General features: G+C 68.3%; 21 protein-coding genes. 12 read left to right on the top strand and 9 right to left on the bottom strand.

The window, feature by feature from the left end:
• Window positions 1–223: 223 nt before the first annotated feature.
• From PVT71_RS24185 to ectA, 7 genes are all read right to left on the bottom strand, one after another.
• Complete coding sequence (locus PVT71_RS24185) at window positions 224–1453, bottom strand: MFS transporter (RefSeq protein WP_353475684.1); 1230 nt, start codon at window positions 1451–1453, stop codon at window positions 224–226.
• A gap of 136 nt (window positions 1454–1589) precedes the next feature.
• Window positions 1590–2825, bottom strand: coding sequence for a saccharopine dehydrogenase family protein (locus PVT71_RS24190; protein ID WP_353475685.1), 1236 nt, complete (start codon window positions 2823–2825; stop codon window positions 1590–1592).
• A 45-nt stretch (window positions 2826–2870) separates the two neighbouring features.
• A complete protein-coding gene (locus tag PVT71_RS24195) occupies window positions 2871–3962 on the bottom strand; it encodes a carboxynorspermidine decarboxylase (protein WP_353475686.1) in 1092 nt (363 codons plus the stop codon).
• Between the two features lie 243 nt (window positions 3963–4205).
• A complete protein-coding gene (locus PVT71_RS24200) occupies window positions 4206–5633 on the bottom strand; it encodes an aspartate kinase (RefSeq protein WP_353475687.1) in 1428 nt (475 codons plus the stop codon).
• Between the two features lie 3 nt (window positions 5634–5636).
• Window positions 5637–6029: an ectoine synthase gene (locus PVT71_RS24205; protein ID WP_353475688.1), complete on the bottom strand. Its 393-nt coding sequence runs from the start codon at window positions 6027–6029 to the stop codon at window positions 5637–5639.
• 4 nt (window positions 6030–6033) lie between these two features.
• Complete coding sequence (gene ectB / locus PVT71_RS24210) at window positions 6034–7323, bottom strand: diaminobutyrate--2-oxoglutarate transaminase (RefSeq protein ID WP_353475689.1); 1290 nt, start codon at window positions 7321–7323, stop codon at window positions 6034–6036.
• Between the two features lie 47 nt (window positions 7324–7370).
• Window positions 7371–7907, bottom strand: coding sequence for a diaminobutyrate acetyltransferase (ectA, locus tag PVT71_RS24215; protein ID WP_353475690.1), 537 nt, complete (start codon window positions 7905–7907; stop codon window positions 7371–7373).
• Window positions 7908–8123: 216 nt separating this feature from the next.
• On the opposite strand from ectA, the gene PVT71_RS24220 reads away from it, so the two are divergent.
• Window positions 8124–8624, top strand: a complete 501-nt coding sequence (locus PVT71_RS24220) for a MarR family transcriptional regulator (protein ID WP_353475691.1) — start codon at window positions 8124–8126, stop codon at window positions 8622–8624.
• A 24-nt stretch (window positions 8625–8648) separates the two neighbouring features.
• Here PVT71_RS24220 and PVT71_RS24225 read toward each other — a convergent pair whose 3' ends face one another.
• Window positions 8649–12422: an AAA family ATPase gene (locus PVT71_RS24225; protein WP_353475692.1), complete on the bottom strand. Its 3774-nt coding sequence runs from the start codon at window positions 12420–12422 to the stop codon at window positions 8649–8651.
• A gap of 420 nt (window positions 12423–12842) precedes the next feature.
• Between PVT71_RS24225 and PVT71_RS24230 the strand changes: the two genes are divergently transcribed.
• Window positions 12843–13796 carry an NAD(P)-dependent oxidoreductase gene (locus PVT71_RS24230; RefSeq protein WP_353475693.1) on the top strand — a complete coding sequence of 318 codons (954 nt, stop codon included), beginning with the start codon at window positions 12843–12845 and terminating at the stop codon, window positions 13794–13796.
• 24 nt (window positions 13797–13820) lie between these two features.
• On the opposite strand, the gene PVT71_RS24235 is transcribed toward PVT71_RS24230, so the two are convergent.
• Window positions 13821–14744 (bottom strand): LysR substrate-binding domain-containing protein, encoded by a 924-nt coding sequence (locus tag PVT71_RS24235; RefSeq protein ID WP_353475694.1) that lies wholly within the window; start codon window positions 14742–14744, stop codon window positions 13821–13823.
• A 103-nt stretch (window positions 14745–14847) separates the two neighbouring features.
• Here PVT71_RS24235 and pcaD point away from each other — a divergent pair, with 103 nt between their 5' ends.
• The 10 genes from pcaD (at window position 14848) to PVT71_RS24285 (ending at window position 24422) form a co-directional block, all read left to right on the top strand.
• Window positions 14848–15630 (top strand): 3-oxoadipate enol-lactonase, encoded by a 783-nt coding sequence (gene pcaD / locus PVT71_RS24240; protein WP_353475695.1) that lies wholly within the window; start codon window positions 14848–14850, stop codon window positions 15628–15630.
• A complete protein-coding gene (gene pcaC / locus PVT71_RS24245; RefSeq protein ID WP_353475696.1) occupies window positions 15631–16014 on the top strand; it encodes a 4-carboxymuconolactone decarboxylase in 384 nt (127 codons plus the stop codon).
• Window positions 16011–16754 (top strand): protocatechuate 3,4-dioxygenase subunit beta, encoded by a 744-nt coding sequence (pcaH, locus tag PVT71_RS24250; protein ID WP_353475697.1) that lies wholly within the window; start codon window positions 16011–16013, stop codon window positions 16752–16754. The genes pcaC and pcaH overlap by 4 nt, the downstream gene beginning before the upstream one ends.
• Window positions 16755–16756: 2 nt before the next feature.
• The gene (pcaG, locus tag PVT71_RS24255; protein ID WP_353475698.1) at window positions 16757–17356 is read left to right on the top strand and encodes a protocatechuate 3,4-dioxygenase subunit alpha; all 600 of its coding nucleotides are present in this window, start codon (window positions 16757–16759) and stop codon (window positions 17354–17356) included.
• Window positions 17357–17432: 76 nt separating this feature from the next.
• The gene (locus tag PVT71_RS24260) at window positions 17433–18509 is read left to right on the top strand and encodes a 3-carboxy-cis,cis-muconate cycloisomerase (protein WP_353475699.1); all 1077 of its coding nucleotides are present in this window, start codon (window positions 17433–17435) and stop codon (window positions 18507–18509) included.
• 75 nt (window positions 18510–18584) lie between these two features.
• The gene (locus tag PVT71_RS24265; RefSeq protein ID WP_353475700.1) at window positions 18585–19796 is read left to right on the top strand and encodes a M20/M25/M40 family metallo-hydrolase; all 1212 of its coding nucleotides are present in this window, start codon (window positions 18585–18587) and stop codon (window positions 19794–19796) included.
• Window positions 19797–19906: 110 nt separating this feature from the next.
• Entirely contained in the window at window positions 19907–20524 is a 618-nt protein-coding gene (locus PVT71_RS24270; RefSeq protein ID WP_353475701.1) for a GNAT family N-acetyltransferase, read from the top strand.
• 536 nt (window positions 20525–21060) lie between these two features.
• A complete protein-coding gene (locus tag PVT71_RS24275; RefSeq protein ID WP_353475702.1) occupies window positions 21061–21561 on the top strand; it encodes a TRAP transporter small permease subunit in 501 nt (166 codons plus the stop codon).
• The gene (locus PVT71_RS24280) at window positions 21558–22865 is read left to right on the top strand and encodes a TRAP transporter large permease (protein WP_353475703.1); all 1308 of its coding nucleotides are present in this window, start codon (window positions 21558–21560) and stop codon (window positions 22863–22865) included. Before PVT71_RS24275 ends, PVT71_RS24280 begins: the two co-directional genes overlap by 4 nt.
• Before the next feature lie 465 nt (window positions 22866–23330).
• Window positions 23331–24422, top strand: a complete 1092-nt coding sequence (locus PVT71_RS24285) for an NAD-dependent epimerase/dehydratase family protein (protein ID WP_353475704.1) — start codon at window positions 23331–23333, stop codon at window positions 24420–24422.
• Window positions 24423–24477 lie beyond the last annotated feature (55 nt).

Consider the following 24477-nt stretch of genomic DNA (forward strand, 5'->3'; position numbering starts at 1 on the left):
AGGTGCGCGCGGAGCCGGGCACGATGCGCGGGATCTGACGTCAAGGCATTGAAAACTATGAGGCTTATTGATCGCCTGAATTGCCGTCATGCCACAGTGGGGATGCCTCCGCGCGCGGCGGGAGCGGGGGATTCAAGAATCGAGGCGCCGGTCAGACCGGATAGGCCGATGAAAAACCGCGATGAATCGGCAGGTAAGGCTCTGGATCGGCGACTCCGCCGCCTCAGCGCGCGCCCTGCGCCAGTTTCACGGATTCGGGGCGGCGGCGCAGCAGCAGCATGGCCGTTGCACCCATGGCCGGGCCCGGGACGAGGAAGAGGAAGGCCCAACGCCAGCCGCCGATCGCCTCGGCGACGAGCGGCATGGCCCAGATCGTCAGCACGGTGAGGCCGAAGCCGATTCCCATCTGCAGGGCGAGCGCGGTGCCGACGAAATGCGACTCGGCGAGCTCGGTCACCGCGGCGGAGAACTGCGCGCTGTCGCCGACCACACTGATTCCCCAGACCAGCACCAGCGCCGCCAGCAGCAGCGACGGGCCGTCGAAGGCAAAACCGATCAGCGCGGCGCAGCTGCCCGAGACCAGCATCATGCCGGCGCAGGTCAGGCAGCGGCCGATCCGGTCCGAGAGCCAGCCGCCGAGAAGGCAGCCGATGACGCCGCTCGCCACCACGACGAAACTGAGCATCGAGGCGGTGCCGAAGGGGAAGGGCGAGAGGCCCGCGTTCTGCGCTGCCATGGCGAAGGCGAGGAACCAGGCCCACATGGCGTAGAGCTCCCACATGTGGCCGAAATAGCCGAGATTGGCGAGCAGCAGCGGCCGGTTGCGGAAGACGAGCAGCGACTGGCGCGGATCGAAGGTGGCGCGGCCGAAGGCGTGCGGGCCCTCGCGCAGCGCGAGGCCGAAGAGCAGGGCCGCGGCCAGCGCGGCCCCGGAGGTGCCCCAGACCACGCTGCGCCAGTCGACGCTGCCGGTCAGGGCGCGGATCAGGTGCGGCATCGACGAGCCAAGGGTCAGCGCGCCGATCAGGAAGCCGAGCGCGAGCCCGCGCCCGCGCACGAACCAGGTGGCCATGAGCTTGAGCGCGGGCGGATAGACCCCGGCAAGCGCGATGCCGGTGACGAAACGCGCGGCGATGGCCCCGGCGGGGCCGGTCACGAGCAGCATCGCGTTGGCACCCATGGCAATCAGCGCGGCAAGGGTCATCAGGCGCTTCATCGGCACGATGTCGGGCAGGTTCACGAGGCTCGAGCCCACCGCGCCCACCACGAAGCCGAGCTGCACGGCGTTGGTCAGCCAGGCGGCCTGCGCCCGCGACAGTTGCCATTCGTGGATCAGCTCGGGGATGATCGCCGTCGCCGAGAACCAGGTGGTCAGCACGCCGACGACGCCGATGCAGATCACCGCGAGCATCGGCCAGCGGCCCGGGGCAGGGGGGGTGAGGGCGGTGGTCATGCTGCGGCCTTCCGGATGCTGTCCTGCGCACACACTCTGCCGGAGGGAGGGAAGCCGCGCAATCGCCGAGCATCACTTGCAAAAAGGGCCGGAAGCGTGTGCTTCCGGCCCTCGTGCCTCGGCGATCGACCGGGGCTCACGCGTTCCAGGGGCGGTCGCCCTCGGCATCCTTGATGCGGGTCGGCAGGCCGATCGCGTCGAGGATGGTGAAGAAGGGCTTGGGGTCGAGCTCCTCGACGTTCTTCATCGCCTTCGCATCCCACTCGCCCGTGGCCACCAGCATGGCGGCGGCGACGGGGGGCACGCCGGCGGTGTAGGAGATGCCCTGCGATCCCACTTCCTCGTAGGCTTCCTTGTGGTCGGCGACGTTGTAGACGAAGATCTCCACGTCCTTGCCGTCCTTCACGCCCTTCACCAGGTCACCGATGCAGGTCTTGCCGGTGTAGTCGGGGGCAAGCGAGGAAGGATCGGGCAGCACGGCCTTCACCACCTTCAGCGGCACGACCTCGAGCCCTTCGGCGGTCTTGATCGGCTGCTCGGAGAGCAGACCCAGCGACTGCAGCACGGTGAAGACGTTGATGTAATGCTCGCCGAAGCCCATCCAGAAGCGCACGTCGGCCTGCGGGTAGTTGGCCGAAAGCGAGTGCACCTCGTCGTGGCCCGACTGGTAGGCGCGCTGGGTGCCGACGACGGGCAGGTCCCAGTCCTTGCCAGAGGCGAACATCTGCGTCTCCTTCCACTGCTGGTCTTCCCAGTAGTAGACGGTGCCCGTGAACTCGCGGAAATTGATCTCCGGGTCGAAGTTCGTGGCGAAGTAGCGGCCGTGGCTGCCGGCGTTGATGTCGACGATGTCGATGCTCTTCACCTCGTCCATGCGGTCGATGGCGAAGCGGGCGAAGGCGTTGACCACGCCCGGATCGAAGCCCGCGCCGAGGATCGCGGTGACGCCCTTCTCGGCGCAGAGGTCGCGCTTCTTCCACTCGTAGTTGGCGTACCAGGGCGGGGTCTCGCAGATCTTCTCCGGATCCTCGTGGATCGCGGTGTCGATATAAGCGGCACCCGTCTCGATGCAGGCATCGAGCACGGTCATGTTGACGAAGGCGCTGCCCACGTTGATCACGATCTGCGCGCCGGTGTCGCGGATCAGCTGGGCGACGGCAGCGGTGTCCATCGCATCGACCTGGTGCGCCTTCAGGACGCCCTCAACCTTCATCGCGCCCTTTTCGCGGACCGACTCAAGGATCGCTTCGCATTTCGAGAGCGTCCGGCTGGCGATATGGATCTCGCCGAGCACATCGTTGTTCTGAGCGCATTTATGCGCCACGACCTGAGCGACGCCGCCTGCGCCGATGATGAGAACGTCTTTTTTCAACTCACTGGACCTCCGTCTTTTGTCCGTCTCTTGTGTCGCGCGGGCTCAGGAGAGCGCCGCGCTGAAATCGTCGTAGGTGAAGTCGCGCACCAGCCGCTCGGTGCCGTCGAGCTCGCGGATGGCGATCGAGGGCATCTGCACCCCGTTGAACCAGTTCTTCTTGACCATCGTGTAACCGGCGGCGTCCTGGATGCTCAGCCGGTCGCCGGGGTTCAGCGCCTTGGGGAAGTTGAACTCACCGAAGATGTCGCCCGCCAGGCAGGACTTGCCGCAGATCATCCAGGGCTGGTCGCCGCTCTCGTTCATCTTGGCGCTCTCGCGGTAGATCAGCAGGTCGAGCATGTGCGCCTCGATCGAGCTGTCGACGATCGCGAGGTTCTTGCCGTTGAAGAGCGTGTCGAGCACCGTCACCTCCAGCGTGGTCGATTTCGTGATCGTCGCCTCTCCGGGCTCAAGATAGACCTGAACCTCGTTCTCGCCAGCAAAACGCTTGAGCCGCTCGGCCAGCCGGTCGAGCGGGTAGCCCTCGCCGGTGAAGTGGATGCCGCCGCCGAGGCTGATCCAGCCCATCTGCCGGATGAGGTGGCCGAAGCGCTGCTCGATGCTGCCGAGCATGGCGTCGAAGCGGTCGAAATCGGCGTTCTCGCAGTTGTTGTGGAACATGAAGCCGCTGACCTGGTCGAGCACCGGCTCGATGTCCTTCGGATCATGCTCGCCGAGGCGCGAGAAGGGGCGGGCGGGGTCTGCGAGATCGAAGCTCGAGGTCGATACGCCCGGGTTCACCCGCAGCCCGCGGGTGTGCCCGCGGCTGACCTCCTCGAAGCGGGTCAGCTGCGCGGCGGTGTTGAAGATGATCTTGTCCGAGCTCGACAGCACCTCGGCGATCTCGTGGTCGGCCCAGGCCACCGAATAGGCATGGGTCTCGCCCGGGAATTTTTCCCGCCCGAGCTTCACCTCGAAGAGCGACGAGGAGGTGGTGCCGTCCATGTACTCGCTCATCATGTCGAAGACCGACCAGGTGGCGAAGCACTTGAGCGCCAGCAGCGCCTTGGCGCCGGAGGCCTCGCGCAGGTGGGCGATCTTCTCGAGATTGGGCAGGAGCCGGGCTTTGTCGATCAGGTAGTAGGGCGTCTGCATCGGTGGTCACCTCCGGACAGCGAACACGGGGAAACCGTGCCAATATAGTGCAAGCGGGCCAAGAACAATGCCCCCCAAATGCCGCAGGTCCCTGACAGGGACATGACGGCGCCGCGGGCAAAAGCCTTCGAAGGCTTTTGCAAGTCTCTTCGAAGAGACTTGCCCCTTGGCCCGTGGAAGCGAAAAAGGGGCAGCCCCTCGGCTGCCCCCAGTTGGTCGCTCTCCCTGTCGGAGACTGCAGGTTCAGGCGGCTGTCTTCAGCTTCGCCTTCGCCTGCGGGGAAACGAAAGCGCCGTGCAGGGCGGCGATCACCGGCTCGAGGTCGCCCCGCTCGAGGATGAATTGCACGTCCACGTTGCGCGGACCTTGTGTGGCGCCGATCGACTCGAACCCGGCCTCGGCGATGGCCTGCAGGCCGCGGGTCAGCACGCAAAGCGTGCTGAGGTCCCGCCCGATGACCGAGGCCATGGCCAGTGTGCGCGAGCTGATCTTGGCCTGCGGGTAGAGCTTCGCGAGGTCGTCCTCGACGCGGCGCATCGTCTTGAGCGAGCCGTCGAGGTAGTGGGTGATCGTGTTGGCGTTCGACACCTTGGACACGATGCGCACGCCATGCCGGGTCAGCACGTCGAGGATCGCGGCGTCGTAGCCCTTCACCCCCACCATGTCCTGCTCGAAGACCTCGAGCGCGACGATGTCGAGCCCGGTGACGATCTCGACCGCCGGGGTCTCGGCGGGCTGGTCGTCGATCAGCGTGCCCGGATCGCCCGGCTCGAAGGCGTTGGTGACGCGCAGCGGCACCTGCGCCTGGCGCAGCGTCTTGGCGGCCTTGGGGTGGATCGCCTCCATCCCCATGTTCGAGAGCTGGTCGGCCACGTCGTAGTTGGTGCGGCCGAGCTTGCGGACGTTCTCCGCGCCCACCAGCTTGGGGTCGGCCGAGCTGAGGTGGAACTCCTTGTGGATGATCGCCTCGCGCGCTCCGGTAAGGGCGGCGAGCCGCGAGAAGGTCACCTCGGAATAGCCACGGTCGAACTCGCGCATGAGCCCCTCGGCGCATTGCGCGTAGCCGGTCACGATGGGCATCTCGGTCGCCGGATCGACGCCGTCCATCGCCCTGGTGATCCGCTCCTCGAGCGAGACATGCCCGTCGTCGCGCCAGCCCGAGAGATCGACGTAGCGCGCGCTCACCCCGGCGCGCTGCAGCATCAGCACGGTCACATAGGCCGAATGCGCCTCGCCGAGGCCGGAGAGCAGCTCGCGGATCTGCAGCATGTGCTCCGACAGCTGGAAGTGCCCGTAGGAGCAGAGCCGTTGCAGGTCGATCAGGCAGTTGCGCGCGCCCTCGATGCGGTTGCGCACGAAGTCGGTGGCCTGCTCGACGTCGCCGGGATGGTCCAGCACCGCCTCGTGGGCGGCGATCATCGCCTGCGACACCTCGGTCAGCGCGTCGTGCCAGCCGTGGCCGGTGTCGGAATTGGCGAACTGGCCGTAGACGCCCGGCTTGCCCGATTTCTTGTGCTCGAGCAGCAGGTCGGTGATGCCGCCGAAGGCGGAGACCACGAAGACACGACCGTAGAGATCCTCGCCCTCGCGGCCGCCGATCAGCAGCGTGTCGCGCAGTTCGCTGAGGCGGGACATGCTCGTCCCGCCGATTTTCTCGACGGTGTGGGTCATGGCTTACGCCGCCTCCCCGGCCGGTGCGTAGGACCCGTCCGCGCGGTGCACCTCGGTGCCGGTGACGGGCGGGTTGAAGCAGCAGGCCATGTGCAGTTCCTCGTCGGCGCGCAGCACGTGCTTGTCGTTGAGGTTGAGCGCGTACATCACGCCCGGCCTGATCGCGTGGGTCTCGCCGGTGGCAAGGTCGGTGATCGAGCCCGAGCCCTTCATGCAGTAGACGCTCTCGAAGTGGTGCTTGTAGTGGAACGTGTGTTCCGAGCCCGCTTCCAGAACGGTGATGTGGAACGAGAAGCCCATGCCGTCATCCGCCAGCAGCATCCGGGTGGAGGTCCAGCGCGCATCGGCCACGTGCTTGTCGGTTTTCTTCAGCTCGTTGAAATCGCGTACAATCATGGTGTCACTCCGCGGCAATCTTGTGGTTGTTGAGGCAGGCGGCGGCGCTGTCGCGCAGGATGCCGAAGCCCTTGCGGAAGGTCTCTTCCGAAGTGGTCAGCGGCGCGAGCACCTTGACGACCTCGTCATTCGCGCCCGAGGTCTCGATGATGAGACCGCGCTGGAAGGCCTCGGCGCAGATCTCGCCGGCCAGCTCGCCCGAGCCGACGTCGACGCCGCGCATCAGGCCGCGCCCCTTGAGGTAGGCGCCGGGGATCATCTCGGCGATGGTGCCGAGCTCGTCCTCGACCAGCTTGGCCTTCTCGCCCAGCGAGCGCTGGAAGCGGCCATCGGACCAGAACTTCTCGAGCGCCACGCGCGCCGTGATGAAGGCGTGGGTGTTGCCCCGGAAGGTGCCGTTGTGCTCGGCCGGTTTCCAGACGTCGAGCTTGGGCTTCACCAGCAGCGCGGCGAAGGGCAGGCCGAAGCCCGACAGCGACTTCGCGAGCGGGATGAGATCCGGCTCGATGCCCATCTCCTCGAAGGAGAAGAAGGTGCCGGTGCGGCCGATCCCGGCCTGGATGTCGTCGGCGATGAGCAGCGCGCCGTGTTTCTTCGCAAGGCGCGAGATGCCGCGCAGCCACTCGGCCGAGGCGGCGTTGAGCCCGCCTTCGCCCTGCACCGGCTCCACGAGGAAGGCGGCGGGGGCGTCGAGACCCGAAGAGGGGTTCTCGAGCATCATCTCGATCTGCGCGAGCGTGTCGACATCGGGGCCGAAGGCGCCCTCGTAGGGAAGGTGCGTCACGCCCTGCAGCGGCATGCCGGAGCCGCTGCGCTTGCCCTTGTTGCCGGTCGCCGCCAGCGCGCCCACGGTCATGCCGTGGAAGCCGTTGGTGAAGGCGACGATGTTGGTGCGCCCCGTCACCTTGCGGGCAAGCTTCATCGCCGCTTCGACGGCGTTGGTGCCGGTGGGGCCGACCATCATCACCTTGTGGTCCATGCCGCGCGGCTCGAGGATGATCCGCTCGAAGGCCTCGAGGAAGGCTTCCTTGGCATCGGTGTGCATGTCGAGGCCATGGGCGATGCCATCGCTCATGATGTGCTCGACCAGCGCCGCCTTCATGTGCGGGTCGTTGTGGCCGTAGTTCAGCGAGGAACATCCGGCGAGGAAGTCGATGTAGGTCTTGCCCTGGTCGTCGGTCAGTTCCGAGCCGCGCGCCGAGGTGAAGCTCACCGGGAAGGAGCGGCAATAGGAACGTGCCTCGCTCTCGCGGCGGGCATAGATGCTCGGGCCGTTAGACGTGTCTTTCGGCATGACGAAATCCTTTCTAGGAATTCTCGGAAAATTGGAGTTGGCGGAGATCAGGCGGCCTTGCGCAGCGCCTCGTCTTCCCGTGGCAGCGCGATGGTCACCATGTGCTCGGTCGCGTGCTGCCCGTCGAAGTGGTCGTCGCGCGTGTAGTGCGGCGCGTCCGACAGCACGCCGCCGATGGTCCGGGCGAAGCTGCGGAAGAGACCCCAGGAGGCGTCGTTGTCGCGGGTGATCGTGGTCTTCAGCGCCGTTGCGTCGGTGCAGACGTCGCGATCGATCAGATGCGCCAGCATCTTGCGGCCGAGACCCAGCCCGCGCGCCGCGGGGCTCACCGCCACCTGCCAGACGAAGAGCGCGTCCTCGTTCGGGATCATGTGGCCGGAGATCCAGCCCACCGCCTCGCCATCGAGTTCGGCGAGCACGCAGGTGTCGCGGAAATGCTCGGCCTGGACGAGGTTGCAGTACATGGAGTTCTCGTCGAGCGGCTTGCAGGCGCGCACGAGATCCCAGATCGCAGCCCCGTCCGTCGCGTCGGGCTTGCGCAGCACCGGGGTGCGCACATCGGGCTGTGTCATGTCTTTCGGCATTGATCCGGGGTCCTCCGTTTGGTTCGTCAATCTAACTAATGCGGGAGCTCTAAAGTTTCAACCTTCGAAGCAGTATTTGCGCTAATGGAGGAGCATTCGTTGATTTATGGTGATATTTTTCAGAAGTTAGTGAAGCAATTCCGCTTAGCTTCGTGAATGATTTCGTCAAGTGCTTCGATGATTGAAGCTTTGGCGGAAACCTGCCAAAACCTTGGCATGGCTGAGCATGTCCCAGATCGCACCGACCAGAGCCTGATCGCGCTGCGCCGCATCCTGCGCGCGACCGAGCTTTACGAGCGCAAGCTCGCGCAGGCCGCCGGGCTGACCCCGGCGCAGCTGCGGGTCCTGCAGATCGTCGCCAAGAAGGAGGACGGCGCCACGACGCCGAAGGCGCTGGCCACCCAGATGGGGGTCAGCCAGGCGACGGTGACCGCGCTGGTCGACAAACTGGTTGCGCGCGAGATGGTCACCCGGCACCGCTCGGACGTCGACCGGCGGCAGACCGACGTGGCGATCTCGGCCAAGGGGCGCGAGGCGGTCAGCCAGTCCCCCGACGCGCTCCAGCAGAAATTCGTGAAGAGCTTCGAGGCGCTGCGCGACTGGGAGCAGGCGCAACTCGTCGCCTCGCTCGAGCGGGTCGCGGCGATGCTCGACGCGCACGAGATGGATGCCTCGCCGGTGCTGACCATCCGCGACATCCGCCAGGACGATCACTGAGCACGACGCAGGGCGGCGGGCTGGCTAGGCCTCGTCGCCGCGCAGGGGCGCGGGCGCGCGCAGCGCCGCTTCCAGCGCCTCGGCATCGTCGAGATCGCGGCTGCGCTGTCCCGGGGCAAGCTCGGCCAAAACCGCGCTCAGCGCTGCGGGCCCGCCGGTGGCGCCCTCGGTCCGGGCAAGATCCATCGCCGCCCGCAGCGCGAGCAGCGTCGCGCCCGAGCGCCGTGCGCTCTGCAGCGCGCCGGTGAGCAGGGCCTGAGCGTCGCCGCCGCAGCGGGCGAGCAGGCGCTGCAACTCGGCGTCGAAATAGGTCACGCCGCTTTCCTCGGTGACCCGCCGGGCCTCCTGCAGAAGCGCACGGGCCTCCTCGCGCTGCCCGTCGCGCAGCCGGGTCTCGGCCAGCCAGGCGCGGGCGTAGGGCAGGGCGAGGCATGCCCCGGTGTCGAGGTAGGCGGCCGTGCCGCGTTCGAGTTGCAGGGCGCCCTCCGGATCGCCCTTCAGGGCGCGGGCATGGCCGGTCACCATGTCGGACTGGGCCAGCCATTGCGCATAGCCATGTTCCGCCGCGATCCGCGCGGCGATCTCGCCATGCCGCTGCGCTGCCTCGGGGCGCCGCAGGAAATGCTGCATGACCCCGGTGAAGACATGCGCGAAGGTCATCGAGAAGACGTGTTTCAGCGCCGAGGAGGTGGCGATCGCCCAGGCACTGCTGAGCTCCGCCGCCTCGACCTCGCCGCGCAGCGCGTGCAGCCAGCCGAGGTAGCTGCGGGCACAGACCGAGAGGTCGAGCCCGTAGCGCTCGATCTCCTCGAGCGCGAGGTCGGGAAGGTGCTGTTCGAGCGCCGCCTCGAAGGCGCGCTGCGCCGGGCCGAGATCCCCCGCGTAATACTGCGTGACGCCAAGCGCGTAATGCCCGGCGACGATGCCGACCTCGTCCTGCGCCTCCTCGCAGAGCGCCAGCAGCTTGCGGGCGATGCGCAGCGCGGTGGCGATGTCGGCGCGCACCACGTAGAAGCTCCAGAGCCCCCAGTGGACATGCGCGCGTTCCATGGGATCGCCGGAACTGTCGGCGAGGGTCAGCGCCTGCGCATAGGTCTGCGCGACCTCCTCGGCGGCGAAACCGTGCAGGGCGATCAGCTGCGGGCCGCGCAACAGCAGGAACTTCAGCTCGAGCGCGGCGGCCCCGGCCCGGTCGGGCTGCGTGCGGGCGAGGGTCAGGGCGCGGCCGAAATGCGCCGCGGCCTCGGAATGGGCGGCGACCCGGAGCGCCTGCTTGCCGGCCGTCTCGAGCCGCGCGATGGCGTCGAGCGGGCGACCGCCAAGCTCGAAATGCGTGGCGACGAGTTCGGCCGGGGCGGGAACGGAGGCCTCGGCCAGGATCGTGCCGAGCCGGCCGTGAAGCTCGGCGCGCTCGGCCAAGAGCAGGGTCTGGTAGGCCTGTTCCTGCACCAGCGCGTGCTTGAACTCGTAACGCGCGTCGGGCGCGGGCCCGAGCCGGTAGACGAGGTCGTGCCCCTGCAATTCCTGCAGCGCCGCCTCGAGCGCCTCGGGTGCCCGACCGGTGAGCCGCGAGAGCGTTGCGGTGTCGAAGACCCGGCCGATCACCGCGGCCTGCTGCAGCACGCTGCGCGCGCCGTCGAGCCGGTCGATGCGCGCGGTCAGCGAGGCGTGCAGGCTGTCGGGGATGGCGCCGTCACCGCCCTCGGCGGCGGTGCGCACCAGCTCCTCGAGGTAGAGCGGGATGCCGTCCGACCGTTCGACGATGGCGTCGATGCGCGCGGCGGGCCAGTCGGGCGGGCAGATGTCGGTGACGAGCGCACGCGCCTGCGCCCTGTCGAGGCGGCGCAGGGTGATGTTGCGCATCGCCGAGGGCGCCGGAACCGCGATGCCGGGCGGCTGGCGCGAGCTGCCGAGCATCATCAGCGGCAGGTTGGCGAGCTCGGTCGCGAGCCGGGCGAGCAGCAGCTGCGAGGTCGGGTCGAGCCAGTGCAGGTCCTCGACGATCATCAGCACCGGCCGTCCCTCGCGGACCGCGGCGCGCAGCAGGGCGGCGACGGCGGCGATCAGCACATCCTGATCGATCGGCGTCGCGTCCGGCGCGCTCGACAGGCCCAGCAGCGCCACCAGCACCTGCTCGACCTGCGCGGTGTCGAGCCCGGACCGGGTGGCGAGCCAGTGCCGCAGCGCCCGCTGCCGCTCCTCCGGCGAGGGCAGGCGGGCGAAGCCGAGCATCTCCTGCAGGTAATGCACAAGCGGGTAGAGGGCGCTCTGCCGGTGATGCGGCGAGGACTGGAACTGCAGGATCTGCGGATCGTCGGCCATGGCATGTTGCTTGAACGCCGCGAGCAGCCGCGACTTGCCGATGCCGGCCTCGCCGCGCAGCACGGCGACGCGGGTCTTGCCGCCGGTCACCTCGGCCCAGAGCGCGGCAAGCGCGCCCAGCTCCTCCGCGCGCCCGGTCAGGGCGGTGAGCCGGCTGGCGGCGCCGGAGGCAAGGAAGCGGTCGGCGTAGAGGCTCTCGCCCAGCACGATCTGCGCGGGGTGGCTGCCCTCGCCGCCGGGCACGGGAATGGTTCGGAAGCGGTCGCGCAGGCTGCGGCGCATCGCGCCCGAAATGCGGACCTCGCCGGGACCGGCCTGCAGCTCGAGGCGCGAGGCGGTGATCACCGCCGGCCCGGCCACGGACATCAGCATCCTGTCGTCGTTCCGGGTCACCACCGTCTCGCCCATGGCAAGGCCCGCGCGCAAGTCGACGGCTTGCCCCGCGGCGTCGGTGAAGCCGCGCTTGACGAGGTCGAGCGCGGCATAGACCGCGCGTTCCGGATCCGCCTCGTCGGCGCGCGGGTGGCCGAAAAGGGCCAGCACCCGCCCGTCCGCCTGCACCAGCACCTTGCCGCCGGCGGGCTCGACGCGCGCGCGGCAGACCTCGGCAAGCCGGGTCAGCAGCGCGACGATGTCCTCGGGATCGCGCTCGAGCTCGTCGGCCGAGGCAAGGCCGATGGCGGCGACGGTCATCTCGCGCCGTTCCGGCACCGTCGCCTCGGCGCGCGGCGCCGGATGCACCGGCGGTCGGGCGGGGCCGGGGCCGGCGGTGTCGCGGATCTCCTCGTAGAGCTCGAACGTGTCCTGGTCGGGCTCGGCGTCGAGCTCGCGCCGCAGCGCCTCGACGCAGCGCTGGTATTGCTGCAACGCCTCGCCGCGCCGTCCCGACTGCCACAGGTGCCGCATCAGCGTGCGGTGCGCCTCCTCGTTGGTCTCGTCGATGCGCAGCAGCGTGCGGGCGATCCCGGGCTCGGCGGGGGCGTAGAGCAGCGCCGCGTGCAGCCGCTCGAGCACCCGGTCGCGGATCTGCTCGCGGCAGAGCCGCCGCCACTCCTCGAAGGCCTCGGAGCGGATGTCGAGCCCGGCGAGGAACTCCCCCCGGTAGAGCTCGGCGACTTCCGCCGCCGCCTCGGGCGTGGCGGTGGCGCAGAGCGTCTCGACCCGCTGCACGTCGAGGAAAAGCTCGCGCGTGTCGAGCAGCACGGCCTCCTTGCTGGCCTCGATCACCTCGAGCCCGACCCGGCTGAGCGTGCGGCGCAGCACCGAAAGCTCCTGCCGCAGGCTGGCCCGGGCCTGGTCCTCGGTGCGGTCTCCCCAGAGCAGCGTGGCGATCTCTTCCCGGGGCACGGCGCGGTCGGCGCGCTCGGCCAGAATGGCGAGCAGGGCGAAGGACTTGCGCGAGCTGAGGCGCAGCAGGCTGCCGTCCGCGACGCGCAGCTCGCAGCCTCCCAGCAGTCTGAGCTCGGCTTTCGTCATTCAGCGCTTCCGTTCCCGCGAAGGCGGGCGCGGCTCGTGGTGTTTTGCGGCAAAAGCGCCGCGAGGGTCACGATCGAGAAAGTTTTGCGAGGGGCCATAAGCGTCGCGATTACATGAGACTCGGAAATAATTCTGAAATTTAAGTGAAAACGGTCCGCGCTTGCGGATCAAATTGCAAGCGTTTCCGGCAGGAACCTTCAACATTTCCCGTGGACTGGGTCGCGCGCGATGCTGCCGAAGCGTGTCGCCGCGGGCGCGCTTGCCGGATGGCGCGGGTTTCGCACTTGTAACCTCCGCTGCGGTAAGGGCAGATGGGCGCGACCCGCGCCGCCACGGGAGGGACCGCCCGCGCGGTCAGTCGGCGCCCAAGATCGTGACCCGGCGCAGGGCGGGCGCGCGCCACGAACGGAGCCCCTTCTCATGCGGCAGCAGATCGCCATCAACATCAAGACTCAGGCCTATCACCGCATGCTCGGCGAGCATTTCACGCTGCACGATTGCACCGGGGGCTACGCGCACCTGACAGGTGAGGAGCGGGCCGAAACGCGGGTGCTGATCACCGCCGGGTTCAAGGGCGCGACGGGGGCCGAGATGGACGAGCTGCCGAACCTCGGGCTGATCTGCTGCGTCGGCACCGGCTACGAGGGGATCGACGTGCAGGCCGCCATCGCGCGCGGCATCCGCGTCTCGCACGGGGCCGGGGTGAACGCGGGGGCGGTGGCCGATCACGCCATGGCGCTGCTGCTCGCGGCGGTGCGCTGCATTCCGCACCAGGACCGGCTGACCCGCTCGGGCGCGTGGAACTATACCGAGACGCCGCGCCCGCTGGTCTCGCGCAAGAAGATGGGCATCTTCGGCATGGGCGGCATCGGCGCGGCGCTGGCGCGGCGGGCTTCCGCCTTCGACATCGAGGTGCGCTACCACAGCCGCACGCCCAAGGCCGATCTGCCCTATGCCTACGTGCCCTCGCTGCTGGAGCTGGCGCAGCAGGTCGACTACCTCGTCGCCTGCGTGCCGGGCGGGGCGGGGACGCAGCATGCGGTGAACGCCGAGGTGCTCGAGGCGCTGGGGCCGAAGGGCTACCTCTTCAACGTCGGGCGCGGCTCGGCGGTCGACACCGGGGCGCTGATCGCGGCGCTGCGCTCGGGCGGCATCGCCGGGGCGGGGCTCGACGTCTTCGAGAACGAGCCCGAGGTGCCCGCCGAGCTCTGCGCGCTGGAGAACGTCGTGCTGACGCCGCACATGGCGGGCAACGCGCCCGAGGTGCAGGAGATGGCGTCGGATCTCATGCGCGAGAACATCGCCGCCTTCAACGCCGGCCAGCCGCTGGTCACCCCGGTGCCCGAGATGAAGGTCTTCGCCTCGGCAGGATAGGGCAGGGGGCTTTCAGCCGTCCCCTCAGCCGCCCCGCGCGGGGTGCTCGGCGGCCACCGCGATGAGCTCGTCCACCAGTCCCTGAAGCAGCGCGTCGGGGGGCACCCCGTCGCGCAGCGATATCCCGACCGGCCCGCCGAGAAGCTCGTTGCTGACCGGCAGCACGGTCAGCTCGCCGCTTTCCAGCTCGGCCCGGACCACGCCTGCCGAGATGAACCAGATCGTGTCAGACTGCGCCACGACGCGCCGGCCGAAGGCGTGGGAAACATTCTCATATGCGGGAATCGGCTCTCCGAGCCCCAGCGATTGCAGGTAGGACCGGACCGAGCCCGAGATCACCGCCCCCGCCGGCGGCAGCATCAGCGGGTAGCGCAGCAGCTCGGCCGGCTCCCAGTCCTCACCCTCGAGCGGGTGGCCCGGCCGGATCACCGGCACCACGCGCTCCCAGTAGAGCTGGCGGAAACTGAGCCCCTCGCCGGTGCCGGTGACCGGCATCCTCCCCACCACGAGGTCGAGCGCCCCCTCGCGCAGCTGCGACAGCAGCAGCCAGTTCGGCCCGGTCGAGACGCGCAACGTGCAATCGGGATGGGCGGCGCGGAAGCGGGCGGCGGCGTCGGGGAAGAGCCCGGTCGCGGCGGTCGGCAGCACGCCCACGGCGAGCTTGCGCTGGCGCTGCGGCAGGTCGTGCAGCAGCCGTTGCCCGCGTTCGAGATCGGCCAGCGCCGTGCCCGCGTGCTGCTGGAAGATCTTGCCCGCCCGGGTCAGCGCCAGCCGCCGCCCGCTGCGGTCGAAGAGCTGCGCGCCGAGGATGTCCTCAAGCTCGCGGATGGTCTTCGAGGCGGCGGGCTGGCTGACGTGCAGCGCCTCGGCGGCGGCGCTGAGGCTGCCGAGCCGCGCGGTCTCGAGAAAGCAGCGCAGGTGCCTCATGCGCAGGTGCGGGTGGATCATTCATAACCTCGAAGTTATGGGTCATGCCTCTACTTATATTTTCCAACGGCGATTTGCCATGGCAGAAGGGCGGCAAGGCCCGGCCGGGCCCCGAGGAGGCACCATGCAGACACTTTCCGTATCCGGCGTCAGCCTGAACATCCGCGACGAGGGGCCGAGGGACGGCCGCGTGCTGATGCTGGCGAACTCGCTGGGCACCGACCTCCGGGTCTGGGACGCGCTGATCCCGCTCTTGCCCGAGGGGCTGCGCGTCGTGCGCTTCGACAAGCGGGGGCACGGGCTCTCGGACGCGCCCGCCGCGCCTTACGCGATGGAGACGCTGGTCTCGGACGCCGAGGCGATCTGCGAGGCGCTGGGGCTTTCGGACGTGACCTTCGTCGGCCTGTCGATCGGCGGGCTGATCGGGCAGGGGCTGGCGGCGAAGCGACCGGATCTGGTCCGCGCGCTGGTGCTGATGGACACGGCGGCTAAGATCGGCACGCCCGAGATGTGGCAGACCCGGATCGACGGCATCCGCGCGAACGGCGTCGGCTCGCTGGCAGATGCCATCCTCGAGCGCTGGTTCACCCCCGGCTTCCGCGCGAGCGACCCGCAGTTCGCGGCGTGGAAGAACATGCTCGTGCGCACGCCGGTCGAGGGTTACGTCGGCTGCTGCGCCGCGATCGCCGGGGCGGACCTGACCGAGAGCACCCGCGCGCTGACCCTGCCGGTGCTGGCGATGGCCGGGGCCGAGGACGGCTCGACCCCGCCCGAGCTGGTGCGCGGCACCGCCGAGCTTTGCGGCGCCGAGTTCGCGCTGATCGAACACGCGGGGCACATCCCCTGCGTCGAGCAGCCCGAAGCCACCGCCCGGCTCATCACCGATTTTCTGGAAAGGACCGCCTGAATGGACGAGCTTTACGAACAGGGCATGAAGACGCGCCGCGCGGTGCTGGGCGACGCCCACGTCGACCGCGCCGAGGCCGCCAAGACCGCCTTTGACGAGCCTTTCCAGACGCTGATCACCCGCAGCGCCTGGGGCACGGTCTGGTCGTCGGACGCGATCAGCCAGCGCGAACGCTCGATGCTGACGCTGGCGCTGCTCGCGGCGACCGGCAACTTCGAGGAGATCCCGATGCACATCCGCGCCACGGCGCGTACCGGGGCCAGCAAGCAGGATGTGCTGGAGGCCTTCCAGCACGTGGCGATCTACGCCGGCGTTCCGCGCGCCAACCACGCGCTGAAACTCGCCAAGGCGACCTATGCCGAGATGGAGGCGGCAGCCGAATGAGCAATTTCGTGACCACAGAGAAGGGGCCGCTGATCCCGCGCAACCGCGACGCGCATCCGGTCGCCTATGATCCCGGCTACAAGACCAGCGTTGCCCGCTCGCCGAACCTGCCGCTGCTGTCGATGGAAAGCTCGCCATCGGAAGAGACCGGCCCGACCTTCGGCCATGGCAGGTTCGGCGCGCTCGACAACAATCTGATCCTGAACTGGACCAAGGGCGCGGCCCCGGCCGTCGGCGAGCGTATCCTGATGCACGGCCGCGTGCTGGACGAGAACGCGCGCCCGGTGCCGAACACGCTGATCGAGATCTGGCAGGCCAACGCCGGCGGGCGCTACCGTCACAAGAAGGACACCTACCTTGCGCCGCTCGATCCGAACTTCGGCGGCTGCGGCCGCACGCTGACCGACGAGAACGGCTACTACCAGTTCCTGACCATCCGTCCCGGTGCCTATCCCTGGCCCAACCGCGGCAACGACTGGCGGCCGATGCACATCCACATCTCGGTCTACGGTCACAGCTTCGGCCAGCGGCTGATCACCCAGATGTATTTCGAGGGCGATCCGCTGATCAACCATTGCCCGATCGCCGCGACGATCAAGAACCGCGCCCAGCTCGACGCGCTGGTCGCCCCGCTCGACCTGGCGCATTCGCGCCCGCTCGACTACCTCGCCTACAAGTTCGACATCGTGCTGCGCGGCCGTCGCCAGTCGATGTTCGAGAACAAGCTGGAGGGCATGTGATCATGGTGCAGAAACTCGACACGCTGGTGGAAACCGCCTCGCAGACCGCCGGGCCCTATGTCCACATCGGCCTCATGCCCACCTATGCGGGCAATGCCGGCTACTACGACGAAGAGATCGGCACCTCGCCGATCGAGGACGGCTGCGAGGGCGAGATCATCGAGATCACCGGCTCCGTCTTCGACGGCACCGGATGGGCGATGCGCGACGCGCTGATCGAAAGCTGGCAGCCGGATGCCAAGGGCGTCTTCCCGGGCCAGGACGGCGCGGATCCGAAGGTCTCGGGCCTCTGCCGCTTTGCCGCCCATGCCGAGACCGGCGAGTTCACCCTGCGCACGGTCAAGCCGGGCAAGGTGAAGGGCCGCGGCGGCGTGGTCAGCGCCCCGCACATCTCGCTCTGGGTGGTCGCGCGCGGTATCAACATCGGGTTGCAGACGCGCATCTACTTCGAGGACGAGGACAATTCCTCGGACCCGCTGCTGGCGCGCATCGAGCAGCGCCCGCGTGTCGACACGCTGATCGCGAAGAAGACCGGCGAGGGCAAGTACCGCTTCGACATCCGCCTGCAGGGCGAGGGCGAGACGGTCTTCCTCGACATCTGAGGCAGGGTCCGTAAGAAAATGACAACGGGGGCGGCCGTATGGTCGCCCTTTCGGCATGCAAGAGGGACGAGGCAACATGAGCGCGAGCGTTTTCGATCACCCCTGGCTGGGCGGGCTCTTCGGTGATCCGCAGATGGCGGAGATCTGGTCGGCCGAGCGGCAGATGGCGCATATGCTCGCCTTCGAGGCCGCCTGGAGCCGGGCGCTCGGCGCCTGCGGCCGGGTCGATGGGGATCTGGCCGAAACCGCGGCGAGCCGGATCGCGGCGGCGCGGATCGACCTCGAGGACATCCGCGCGGGCATGGCGCAGGACGGCGTGCCGGTGCCGCGGCTGGTCAAGCAGTTGCAGGCGGTGGCCGGGCCCGATGCGGCGCCTGCCGTCCACAAGGGGGCGACCTCGCAGGACGTGGTGGACAGCGCGCTGGCGCTCACGCTGAAGGACAGCACGGCGCTGCTGGCGCGGCGGCTCGCCGAGCTCGAGGCGGCGCTGATCGAGCTCGACGCGCGGCAGGGCGAGACGCCGCTGATGGGCCGCACGCGGATGCAGGCGGCGACCGGGATCACCGTCTCGGACCGGCTGCGCCCCTGGCACCAGCCGCTCGCCGCGCATCTTGAGCGGCTGGCCGAGATCGCCCCGCGCGTCGAGCGGGTGCAGGTCGGCGGCGCCTCGGGCGACCGCAAGGCGCTGGGGCAGGACGCGCAGGCGGTGGCGGATCACGTCGCGGCCGAGCTCGGCCTTGCCAGCGCCGGTGCCGCCTGGCACGCGATGCGCGACGGGATCGCGGACTATGCTGGGCTGCTCTCGCTGGTCACCGGCACGCTCGGCAAGATCGGGCAGGACATCTGCCTCATGGCGCAGCAGGGGCTGGACGAGATCAAGCTCTCGGGCGGCGGCGGCTCCTCGGCCATGCCGCACAAGCAGAACCCGGTCGGGGCCGAGCTCTTGGTGACGCTGGCGCGGTTCAACGCGGTGCAGCTTTCGGCCATGCACCTTGCGCTGGTTCACGAACAGGAACGCTCGGGCGCGGCCTGGGCGCTGGAATGGATGATCCTGCCGCAGATGGCGCAGGCGACGGCGCGGGCGCTCGCCACGGCGCAGGGCCTCGTCGCGGGCATCGACCGGATCGGCACGCCGGAGCGGCGCACCGACTGAGTGGCGGGTCCGCCCGTCCTCCTGTAACTGGGTCGGGAGCAGTTTCCCTCCCCGACCCAGTTGCAGGACCCTTCCATGACCCAAGACGTTGCCCGGATCATCGCCTCGGACCGTTTCAAGCGCGCGCAGGAGGACCTTGCGCAGGGGCACGAGCGCTTCGTCGACGAGATCATCGAGCTGACCGAGATCCCCGCGCCGCCCTTCAAGGAAGAGGTGCGCGCCGCCGCCTACGAGGCGAAGTTCCGCGCGCTGGGGCTGCAGGAGGTCGAGCTCGACGGCATCGGCAACGTGCTCGGCCTGCGCCGCGGGCGCGGCAACGGGCAGGTGGTCGTCGTCGCGGCGCACCTCGACACGGTCTTCCCCGAGGGCACCGACGTCACCGTGCGGCGCGAGGGCACCAAGCTCTTCGCGCCCGGCGTCGGCGACGACACCCGCGGGCTTGCGGCGCTCCTGGCCTTCATTCGCGCGCTGGGTGCGGCGGGGATCGAGACCGAGCAGGATCTCCTCTTCGTCGGCGACGTCGGGGAGGAGGGCAAGGGCGACCTGCGCGGCATCCGCCACCTTTTCGAGGAAGGGCGTTACCGCGAGAAGATCGCCGGCTTCTTCACCATCGACGGGCTTGAACTGGGCGAGATCACCACCGGCGCGGTCGGCTCGCTGCGCTACCGCGTGACGTTCCGCGGACCGGGCGGGCATTCGCTCAACGCCTTCGGCACGGTGAACCCGGCCTATGCGCTGGGATCGCTGATGGCGGGCATGGCGCGGATCGAGGTGCCGAAGGCGCCGCGCACCACCTTCTGCGCCTCGGTCATGGGCGGCGGCAGCTCGATCAACGCCATCCCCGAGGAGGTCTGGCTCGAGATCGACCTGCGCTCGGTCGACGCGGGCGAACTGGCGAAGCTCGACGCCACGCTGCTGGCGCTGGTGGACGAGGCGGTCACGGCAGAGAACGCGCGCGGCGACACCAGCCATGGCGCGATCCGCGCAGAGATCACCCGCATCGGCAACCGCCCGGCCGGGCAGACCGCGCAGGACAGCGCCATCGTGCGGGCTGCCTTCGCCGCGCTTCCGGCCTTCGGCTTCACCCCGACGACGGGCGACAGCTCGACCGATGCCAACATCCCGATGAGCCTTGGCGTGCCGGCGATCTGCCTCGGCTCGGGCGGCACCGGCGGGCGGGCGCACACGCTCGAGGAATGGATCGACGTCGCGCCCGAGCTGTCGCTGCGCGGGCTCTGTGCCGGGCTCGCGGCGATCCTCGGAACGGCGGGCATGGTCGAGGACTGACGCCCGCCGGGCAGGCAGACAGTCGCGCAGCCACGTGTTTGCGCCAACACGATGTCGGGAATTGCTGTCTCGGAACGAATGTCGATGTACACTCGCGCTGGGAGGATGCCATGCCATACACCGATCTTGCACGCGGGCCCCGGCCGCCGACCGGCCCCCGCCGCCGAACCGAGGAACAGGCCGAAATCACCCGTCTCGAGAACGAGTTGCGCGCCTTCGTGGCGATCGCCCTGCAGCACGGGCTGCGCGACTATTGCGAGATTCGCCACCCCGAGCTGACGCGCGAGCTCGAGGAGGGGCTCGAACGGGCGCGCCACCGCGCCGAGGTGAAATACACCTACGTGATGGAGCGGCTCTCGCGGGTTCCGGGGCTCATGGCCTCGACCGGCGAGACCGGCGAGCGGACCTATTACCGCAATGCCGACGAGAACGTCGCCTACATCGAGCATTCGCTGTGGAACAAGCGCTTCATCCTCAGCGGCATCTGGGTGGCCCCGGCCTATCGCGGGCAGGGGTTCGCCCACCGCATCTTGCGCCAGCTGGTCGAGGCGGCGGACGAGGCGGAACTCGGCATCGAGCTGCACCACGAGCCCTTCGGTGAGGAGGGGCTCGACAAGCCGGCGCTCGAGGCCTTCTACAGTCGCCACGGATTCCAGCACCACGAGCTGACCCCGGGGGCAATGTTCCGCATCCCGCGCTCGCCGCTCGACCATCACGTCAGATCCTGAGGCGGCGCGCCCCGCGGGGCGCGCCCCTTCACCAGTCTTCCGCGCGAAGACGTCCCGGGATCCGGGGGCAGCGCCCCCGGTCTATCCCGTGGCAAGCCTCGGCAGGGCCACGACTTTCGCTGGCTTATGCCGACAGGGATCCCGAAAGCTTTCCCTCTTCTTATGTGCTGCGCGCGGAGCCTGACTCTGCGCCCATGAGCGCCCGAGGGCCGTGCGGCACCCGGCGACGGACGCTGCGTCCGGCGCTCTGACGGGAAATCCGCGCCCGGCGCGTGCTGCGGAGGCCGGCGGGACCGCAGCGCCAATATTGCCCCGGCTATAGCTAGAAATTATGGGATTCCACGCCGAATGTATTGGAAGCTTCGGCGCGATGGCGGCAGAGCAGGGGGGCACATGGCCCGCCGTGCGGGCGGGCGAGATCTCGGGAGGATTAGCATGCGCTCAGTCAGTCTTGCGACGGATCCCGGCACGGGCCGGACCGCTGCCACCGCTGGAGACCTGGAATGCACCGGCGCGCCCCTGCGGGGGGGCGCGTGATGCGCCAGCTGACCAATGCCCTGTCGCGCGTCACCGACCGCGCCACCGCCGTGCTTGCCCTGATGGGCGGGGTGGCGCTGCTGGCGCTCGTGGCGCTGATCTTCGTCGGGGTGGTGCTGCGCTACGCCTTCGGCCAGCCGATCCTCGGCTCGAACGAGATCATCCAGCTGACCGCCGTGGCGCTGGTGATGTCGGCGCTGCCCTATTGCACGCATCTCAACGGCCACGTGAGCGTCGACGTCTTCGACCGCATGCTCGGGCGCTTCGGCCGGTGTGCCGGAGACGTGCTGGCGCGGCTGCTGTCGGGCTTCGCGCTCGGGGTGCTTTGCCAGCGTGCCTTCTACAAGGCGCTTGACGCGGCCGAGTTCGGCGACACCACCAACATGCTGGGCCTGCCGCTCTGGCCCTTCTACGGAATTCTTGCCCTCGGCTGCGGCTTCTGCGTGCTGGTCTTCGCCCTGCAGATCCTGAAGGTGCTCGTGCTTGGAGAAGAACAATGACCGACGTCTCCGCGGGCCTGCTCGGCATTGCCGCGCTTTTCGTGCTGATGATCCTGCGCACGCCGGTGGCCTTTGCCATGCTGCTGGTGGGCTTCTTCGGCTACTGGGGCCTTTCGGGCTTTCGCAGCGCCGGGGCGATGCTGCTGACCGAGAGCTACTCGGCGGTGGCCTCCTATTCGCTGATCGTCGTGCCGATGTTCGTGCTGCTGGGCAACATCGCCTCTGCCGCGGGCTACTCGCGCGGGCTCTATGATGCCGCCTACGCCTGGGTCGGGCGCTTCAAGGGCGGGCTGGCCTCGGCCTCGGTGATCGGCTGCGCCGCCTTCTCGGCGGTCTCGGGTTCGTCGGTCGCGACCGCGGTAACGCTGGGCAAGGTCGCGCTGCCGCAGATGAAGCGCCTCGGCTATGCCGACAGCCTTGCCACCGGCGCGGTGGCCGCGGGCGGCACGCTCGGCTTCCTGATCCCGCCCTCCACCGGCTTCGTGCTCTACGCGATCCTCACCGAGGAATCGATCGGTCGGCTCTTCATGGCGGGGATCCTGCCGGGCATCCTGCTCTGCGCGCTCTTCATCGGGGTGATCTGGCTGCAGGCGACGCTGCGCCCGCAGGACGGCCCGCAGGGCGAGAAGATCGGCTGGGCGGAGAAGTTCCGCATCTCGGCGGAGGCCTGGCCGCTCTTCGGGGTGATCCTCGTGTCGATCGGCGGCATCTACCTCGGCGTCTTCACCCCGGTCGAGGCCTCGGGCATCGGGGCGGGGCTGGTGATCCTGCTGGCGCTGGTGCAGCGCCGCATCGACTGGGCCGGGTTCAAGGACGCGGTGCTCGACACGCTGAAGACCAGCGCCATGCTCTACATGGTGGTGATCGGCGCGAACGTGCTGAATCCCTTCCTTGCCATCACCCACATTCCGGCGACGCTCGGCGCGCAGCTCGAGACGCTGGGGCTTGGCGCCTATGGCACGCTGATTGTCATCCTGCTGGCCTACGTGGTGCTCGGCATGTTCATGGACGGGCTGTCGATGCTGGTGATCACCATCCCCATCGTCTTCCCGGTCATCACCGGCTTCGGCTTCGATCCGATCTGGTTCGGGGTTGTGGCGGTCATCGTCATCGAGATGGGCATGATCACGCCCCCGGTCGGCATGAACGTCTTCGTGGTGCGCGGCGTGGCGGGGCCGGACGTGCCGCTGACCACGGTCTTCAGCGGGGTCGCTCCCTTCCTGCTGGCGATGGTGGTCGGGCTGATCCTGATCATCCTCTTCCCGTCGATCGCCACGATCATTCCGAACACGATGTTCGGCTAGGAAAACAAGAGCCGGATCACCGGCGGGGCACGAGGGACGTGCCGGGGAAGGGGCCCGCCGGGAGATCGGCGGGGCCCTTTGCCTTTTGCCGCAATCCGCGATTGCAGACGCGCCGGCGAATCATCGCCCCGGCGAGTTCGCGAAAGCGTCGAACCCGTCCCGCTTCTCGACTTCACTTTTTTGAATACGACCGGCGCCGGTGCAGGAAGTGGCGCGGATCGGGGCAGAGGTGGCGGTTTGCTGCCAAGAAATGCCCCATTTCAGGGGAGTTGGTGCAACCATGAGGAGAGTGGAGGTCTTCAAAGCGTGGTCAGGCTGGGAAATATCGTGTAATAGGATTCGGGTGGTTTTGTTGTGTCTCACCCACAAGTCACCGATTTTACGCGACTATTTTCTGGGGGCCCCGGATTTTCGAGGGTCCTGACCGGAGGTGCTTTTCATATGCGAATTGGAACGGAGAATCCGATGAATATTGTTATCCTAGGATGCGGGGGCTTTATCGGCAGCCATCTGCTCGATCGCCTTCTCACCACGACCGATCACAAGATCATCGGATGGGACCCGGAGAGCTCGAAAATTCGGAAGCACCTGGATCATCCGAATTTCACTCTTCACCAGCGTTACGTCGACGATCCTGACACACAGCAGGATCTTCGGGACGCCGTGGCAAACGGAGACGTGGTGATCAACCTCGCCGCGATCTGCAACCCGTCCGAGTACAACACCAATCCGATCAGCGTGATCAAGTCGAACCTGTTCGACGTCTACCCGATCGTCGAGCTCTGCGTGGAATACAAGCGCTGGCTCATAAGCTTCTCGACCAGCGAATGCTACGGCCGCACGCTGTCGAGCTACGTGGGCGACACGAATTACGAAGACCCCGCCCTCTACGAACTCAAGGAAGACGAGACGCCGCTGATCATGGGGCCGATCGTCAACCAGCGCTGGACCTACGCCTGCGCCAAGCAGATGGTCGAGCGGCTCGTCTACGCGCATCACAAGGAAGACGGCCTGCCGTTCACCGTGGTGCGTCCGCTGAACTTCTTCGGCCCGCGCATGGACTACATTCCCCAGCGCGACGGCGACGGCGTTCCGCGGGTCCTCGCCTGCTTCATGGGCGCGCTGCTCAACGGCGAGCCGATGAAACTGGTCGATGGCGGCAAGGCGCGCCGTACCATCGTGTCGATCTACGAAGCCGTCGATGCCATCTGCCGGATGCTCGACAATCCCGAGAAGGCGAATGGTCACGCCTTCAACATCGGCAACCGCAACAACGAGGTCACCATGGCCGAGTTGGCGGACATGATGCGCAAGACCTACGCCAAGATCACCGGCGATCCCTCCTACGAGAATTATCCGATCATCGAGGTCTCGGCGCAGGAATTCTACGGCGAGGGCTACGAGGATTGCGACCGCCGGATGCCCGACATCTCCAAGGCCAAGGAGCTTCTTGGCTGGGAGCCGAAGATCGATCTTGCAGACGTGCTGCTCGATACGATGACCTATTTCCACCAGGAATACGCCGGTACCATGGCGCCTGCGCAAGTGGCCGAATAAGGCCGCTCGCTTCCACGGTTCTTCCTCCCATGCCGCGCCTGATCCCGGGCGCGGC

This window comes from Salipiger sp. H15, from assembly GCF_040409955.1.
Classification (GTDB): domain Bacteria; phylum Pseudomonadota; class Alphaproteobacteria; order Rhodobacterales; family Rhodobacteraceae; genus Salipiger.

Bases quoted from the DNA above. Each gene is read 5' to 3' on its own strand.
- PVT71_RS24185 (WP_353475684.1), bottom strand. From the start codon at position 1,453: ATGACCACCGCCCTCACCCCCCCTGCCCCGGGCCGCTGGCCGATGCTC.
- PVT71_RS24195 (WP_353475686.1), bottom strand. From the start codon at position 3,962: ATGCAGACGCCCTACTACCTGATCGACAAAGCCCGGCTCCTGCCCAAT.
- PVT71_RS24200 (WP_353475687.1), bottom strand. From the start codon at position 5,633: ATGACCCACACCGTCGAGAAAATCGGCGGGACGAGCATGTCCCGCCTC.
- PVT71_RS24205 (WP_353475688.1), bottom strand. From the start codon at position 6,029: ATGATTGTACGCGATTTCAACGAGCTGAAGAAAACCGACAAGCACGTG.
- ectB (WP_353475689.1), bottom strand. From the start codon at position 7,323: ATGCCGAAAGACACGTCTAACGGCCCGAGCATCTATGCCCGCCGCGAG.
- ectA (WP_353475690.1), bottom strand. From the start codon at position 7,907: ATGCCGAAAGACATGACACAGCCCGATGTGCGCACCCCGGTGCTGCGC.
- PVT71_RS24220 (WP_353475691.1), top strand. From the start codon at position 8,124: ATGGCTGAGCATGTCCCAGATCGCACCGACCAGAGCCTGATCGCGCTG.
- PVT71_RS24225 (WP_353475692.1), bottom strand. From the start codon at position 12,422: ATGACGAAAGCCGAGCTCAGACTGCTGGGAGGCTGCGAGCTGCGCGTC.
- PVT71_RS24230 (WP_353475693.1), top strand. From the start codon at position 12,843: ATGCGGCAGCAGATCGCCATCAACATCAAGACTCAGGCCTATCACCGC.
- PVT71_RS24235 (WP_353475694.1), bottom strand. From the start codon at position 14,744: ATGATCCACCCGCACCTGCGCATGAGGCACCTGCGCTGCTTTCTCGAG.
- pcaD (WP_353475695.1), top strand. From the start codon at position 14,848: ATGCAGACACTTTCCGTATCCGGCGTCAGCCTGAACATCCGCGACGAG.
- pcaC (WP_353475696.1), top strand. From the start codon at position 15,631: ATGGACGAGCTTTACGAACAGGGCATGAAGACGCGCCGCGCGGTGCTG.
- pcaH (WP_353475697.1), top strand. From the start codon at position 16,011: ATGAGCAATTTCGTGACCACAGAGAAGGGGCCGCTGATCCCGCGCAAC.
- pcaG (WP_353475698.1), top strand. From the start codon at position 16,757: ATGGTGCAGAAACTCGACACGCTGGTGGAAACCGCCTCGCAGACCGCC.
- PVT71_RS24260 (WP_353475699.1), top strand. From the start codon at position 17,433: ATGAGCGCGAGCGTTTTCGATCACCCCTGGCTGGGCGGGCTCTTCGGT.
- PVT71_RS24265 (WP_353475700.1), top strand. From the start codon at position 18,585: ATGACCCAAGACGTTGCCCGGATCATCGCCTCGGACCGTTTCAAGCGC.
- PVT71_RS24270 (WP_353475701.1), top strand. From the start codon at position 19,907: ATGCCATACACCGATCTTGCACGCGGGCCCCGGCCGCCGACCGGCCCC.
- PVT71_RS24275 (WP_353475702.1), top strand. From the start codon at position 21,061: ATGCGCCAGCTGACCAATGCCCTGTCGCGCGTCACCGACCGCGCCACC.
- PVT71_RS24280 (WP_353475703.1), top strand. From the start codon at position 21,558: ATGACCGACGTCTCCGCGGGCCTGCTCGGCATTGCCGCGCTTTTCGTG.
- PVT71_RS24285 (WP_353475704.1), top strand. From the start codon at position 23,331: ATGAATATTGTTATCCTAGGATGCGGGGGCTTTATCGGCAGCCATCTG.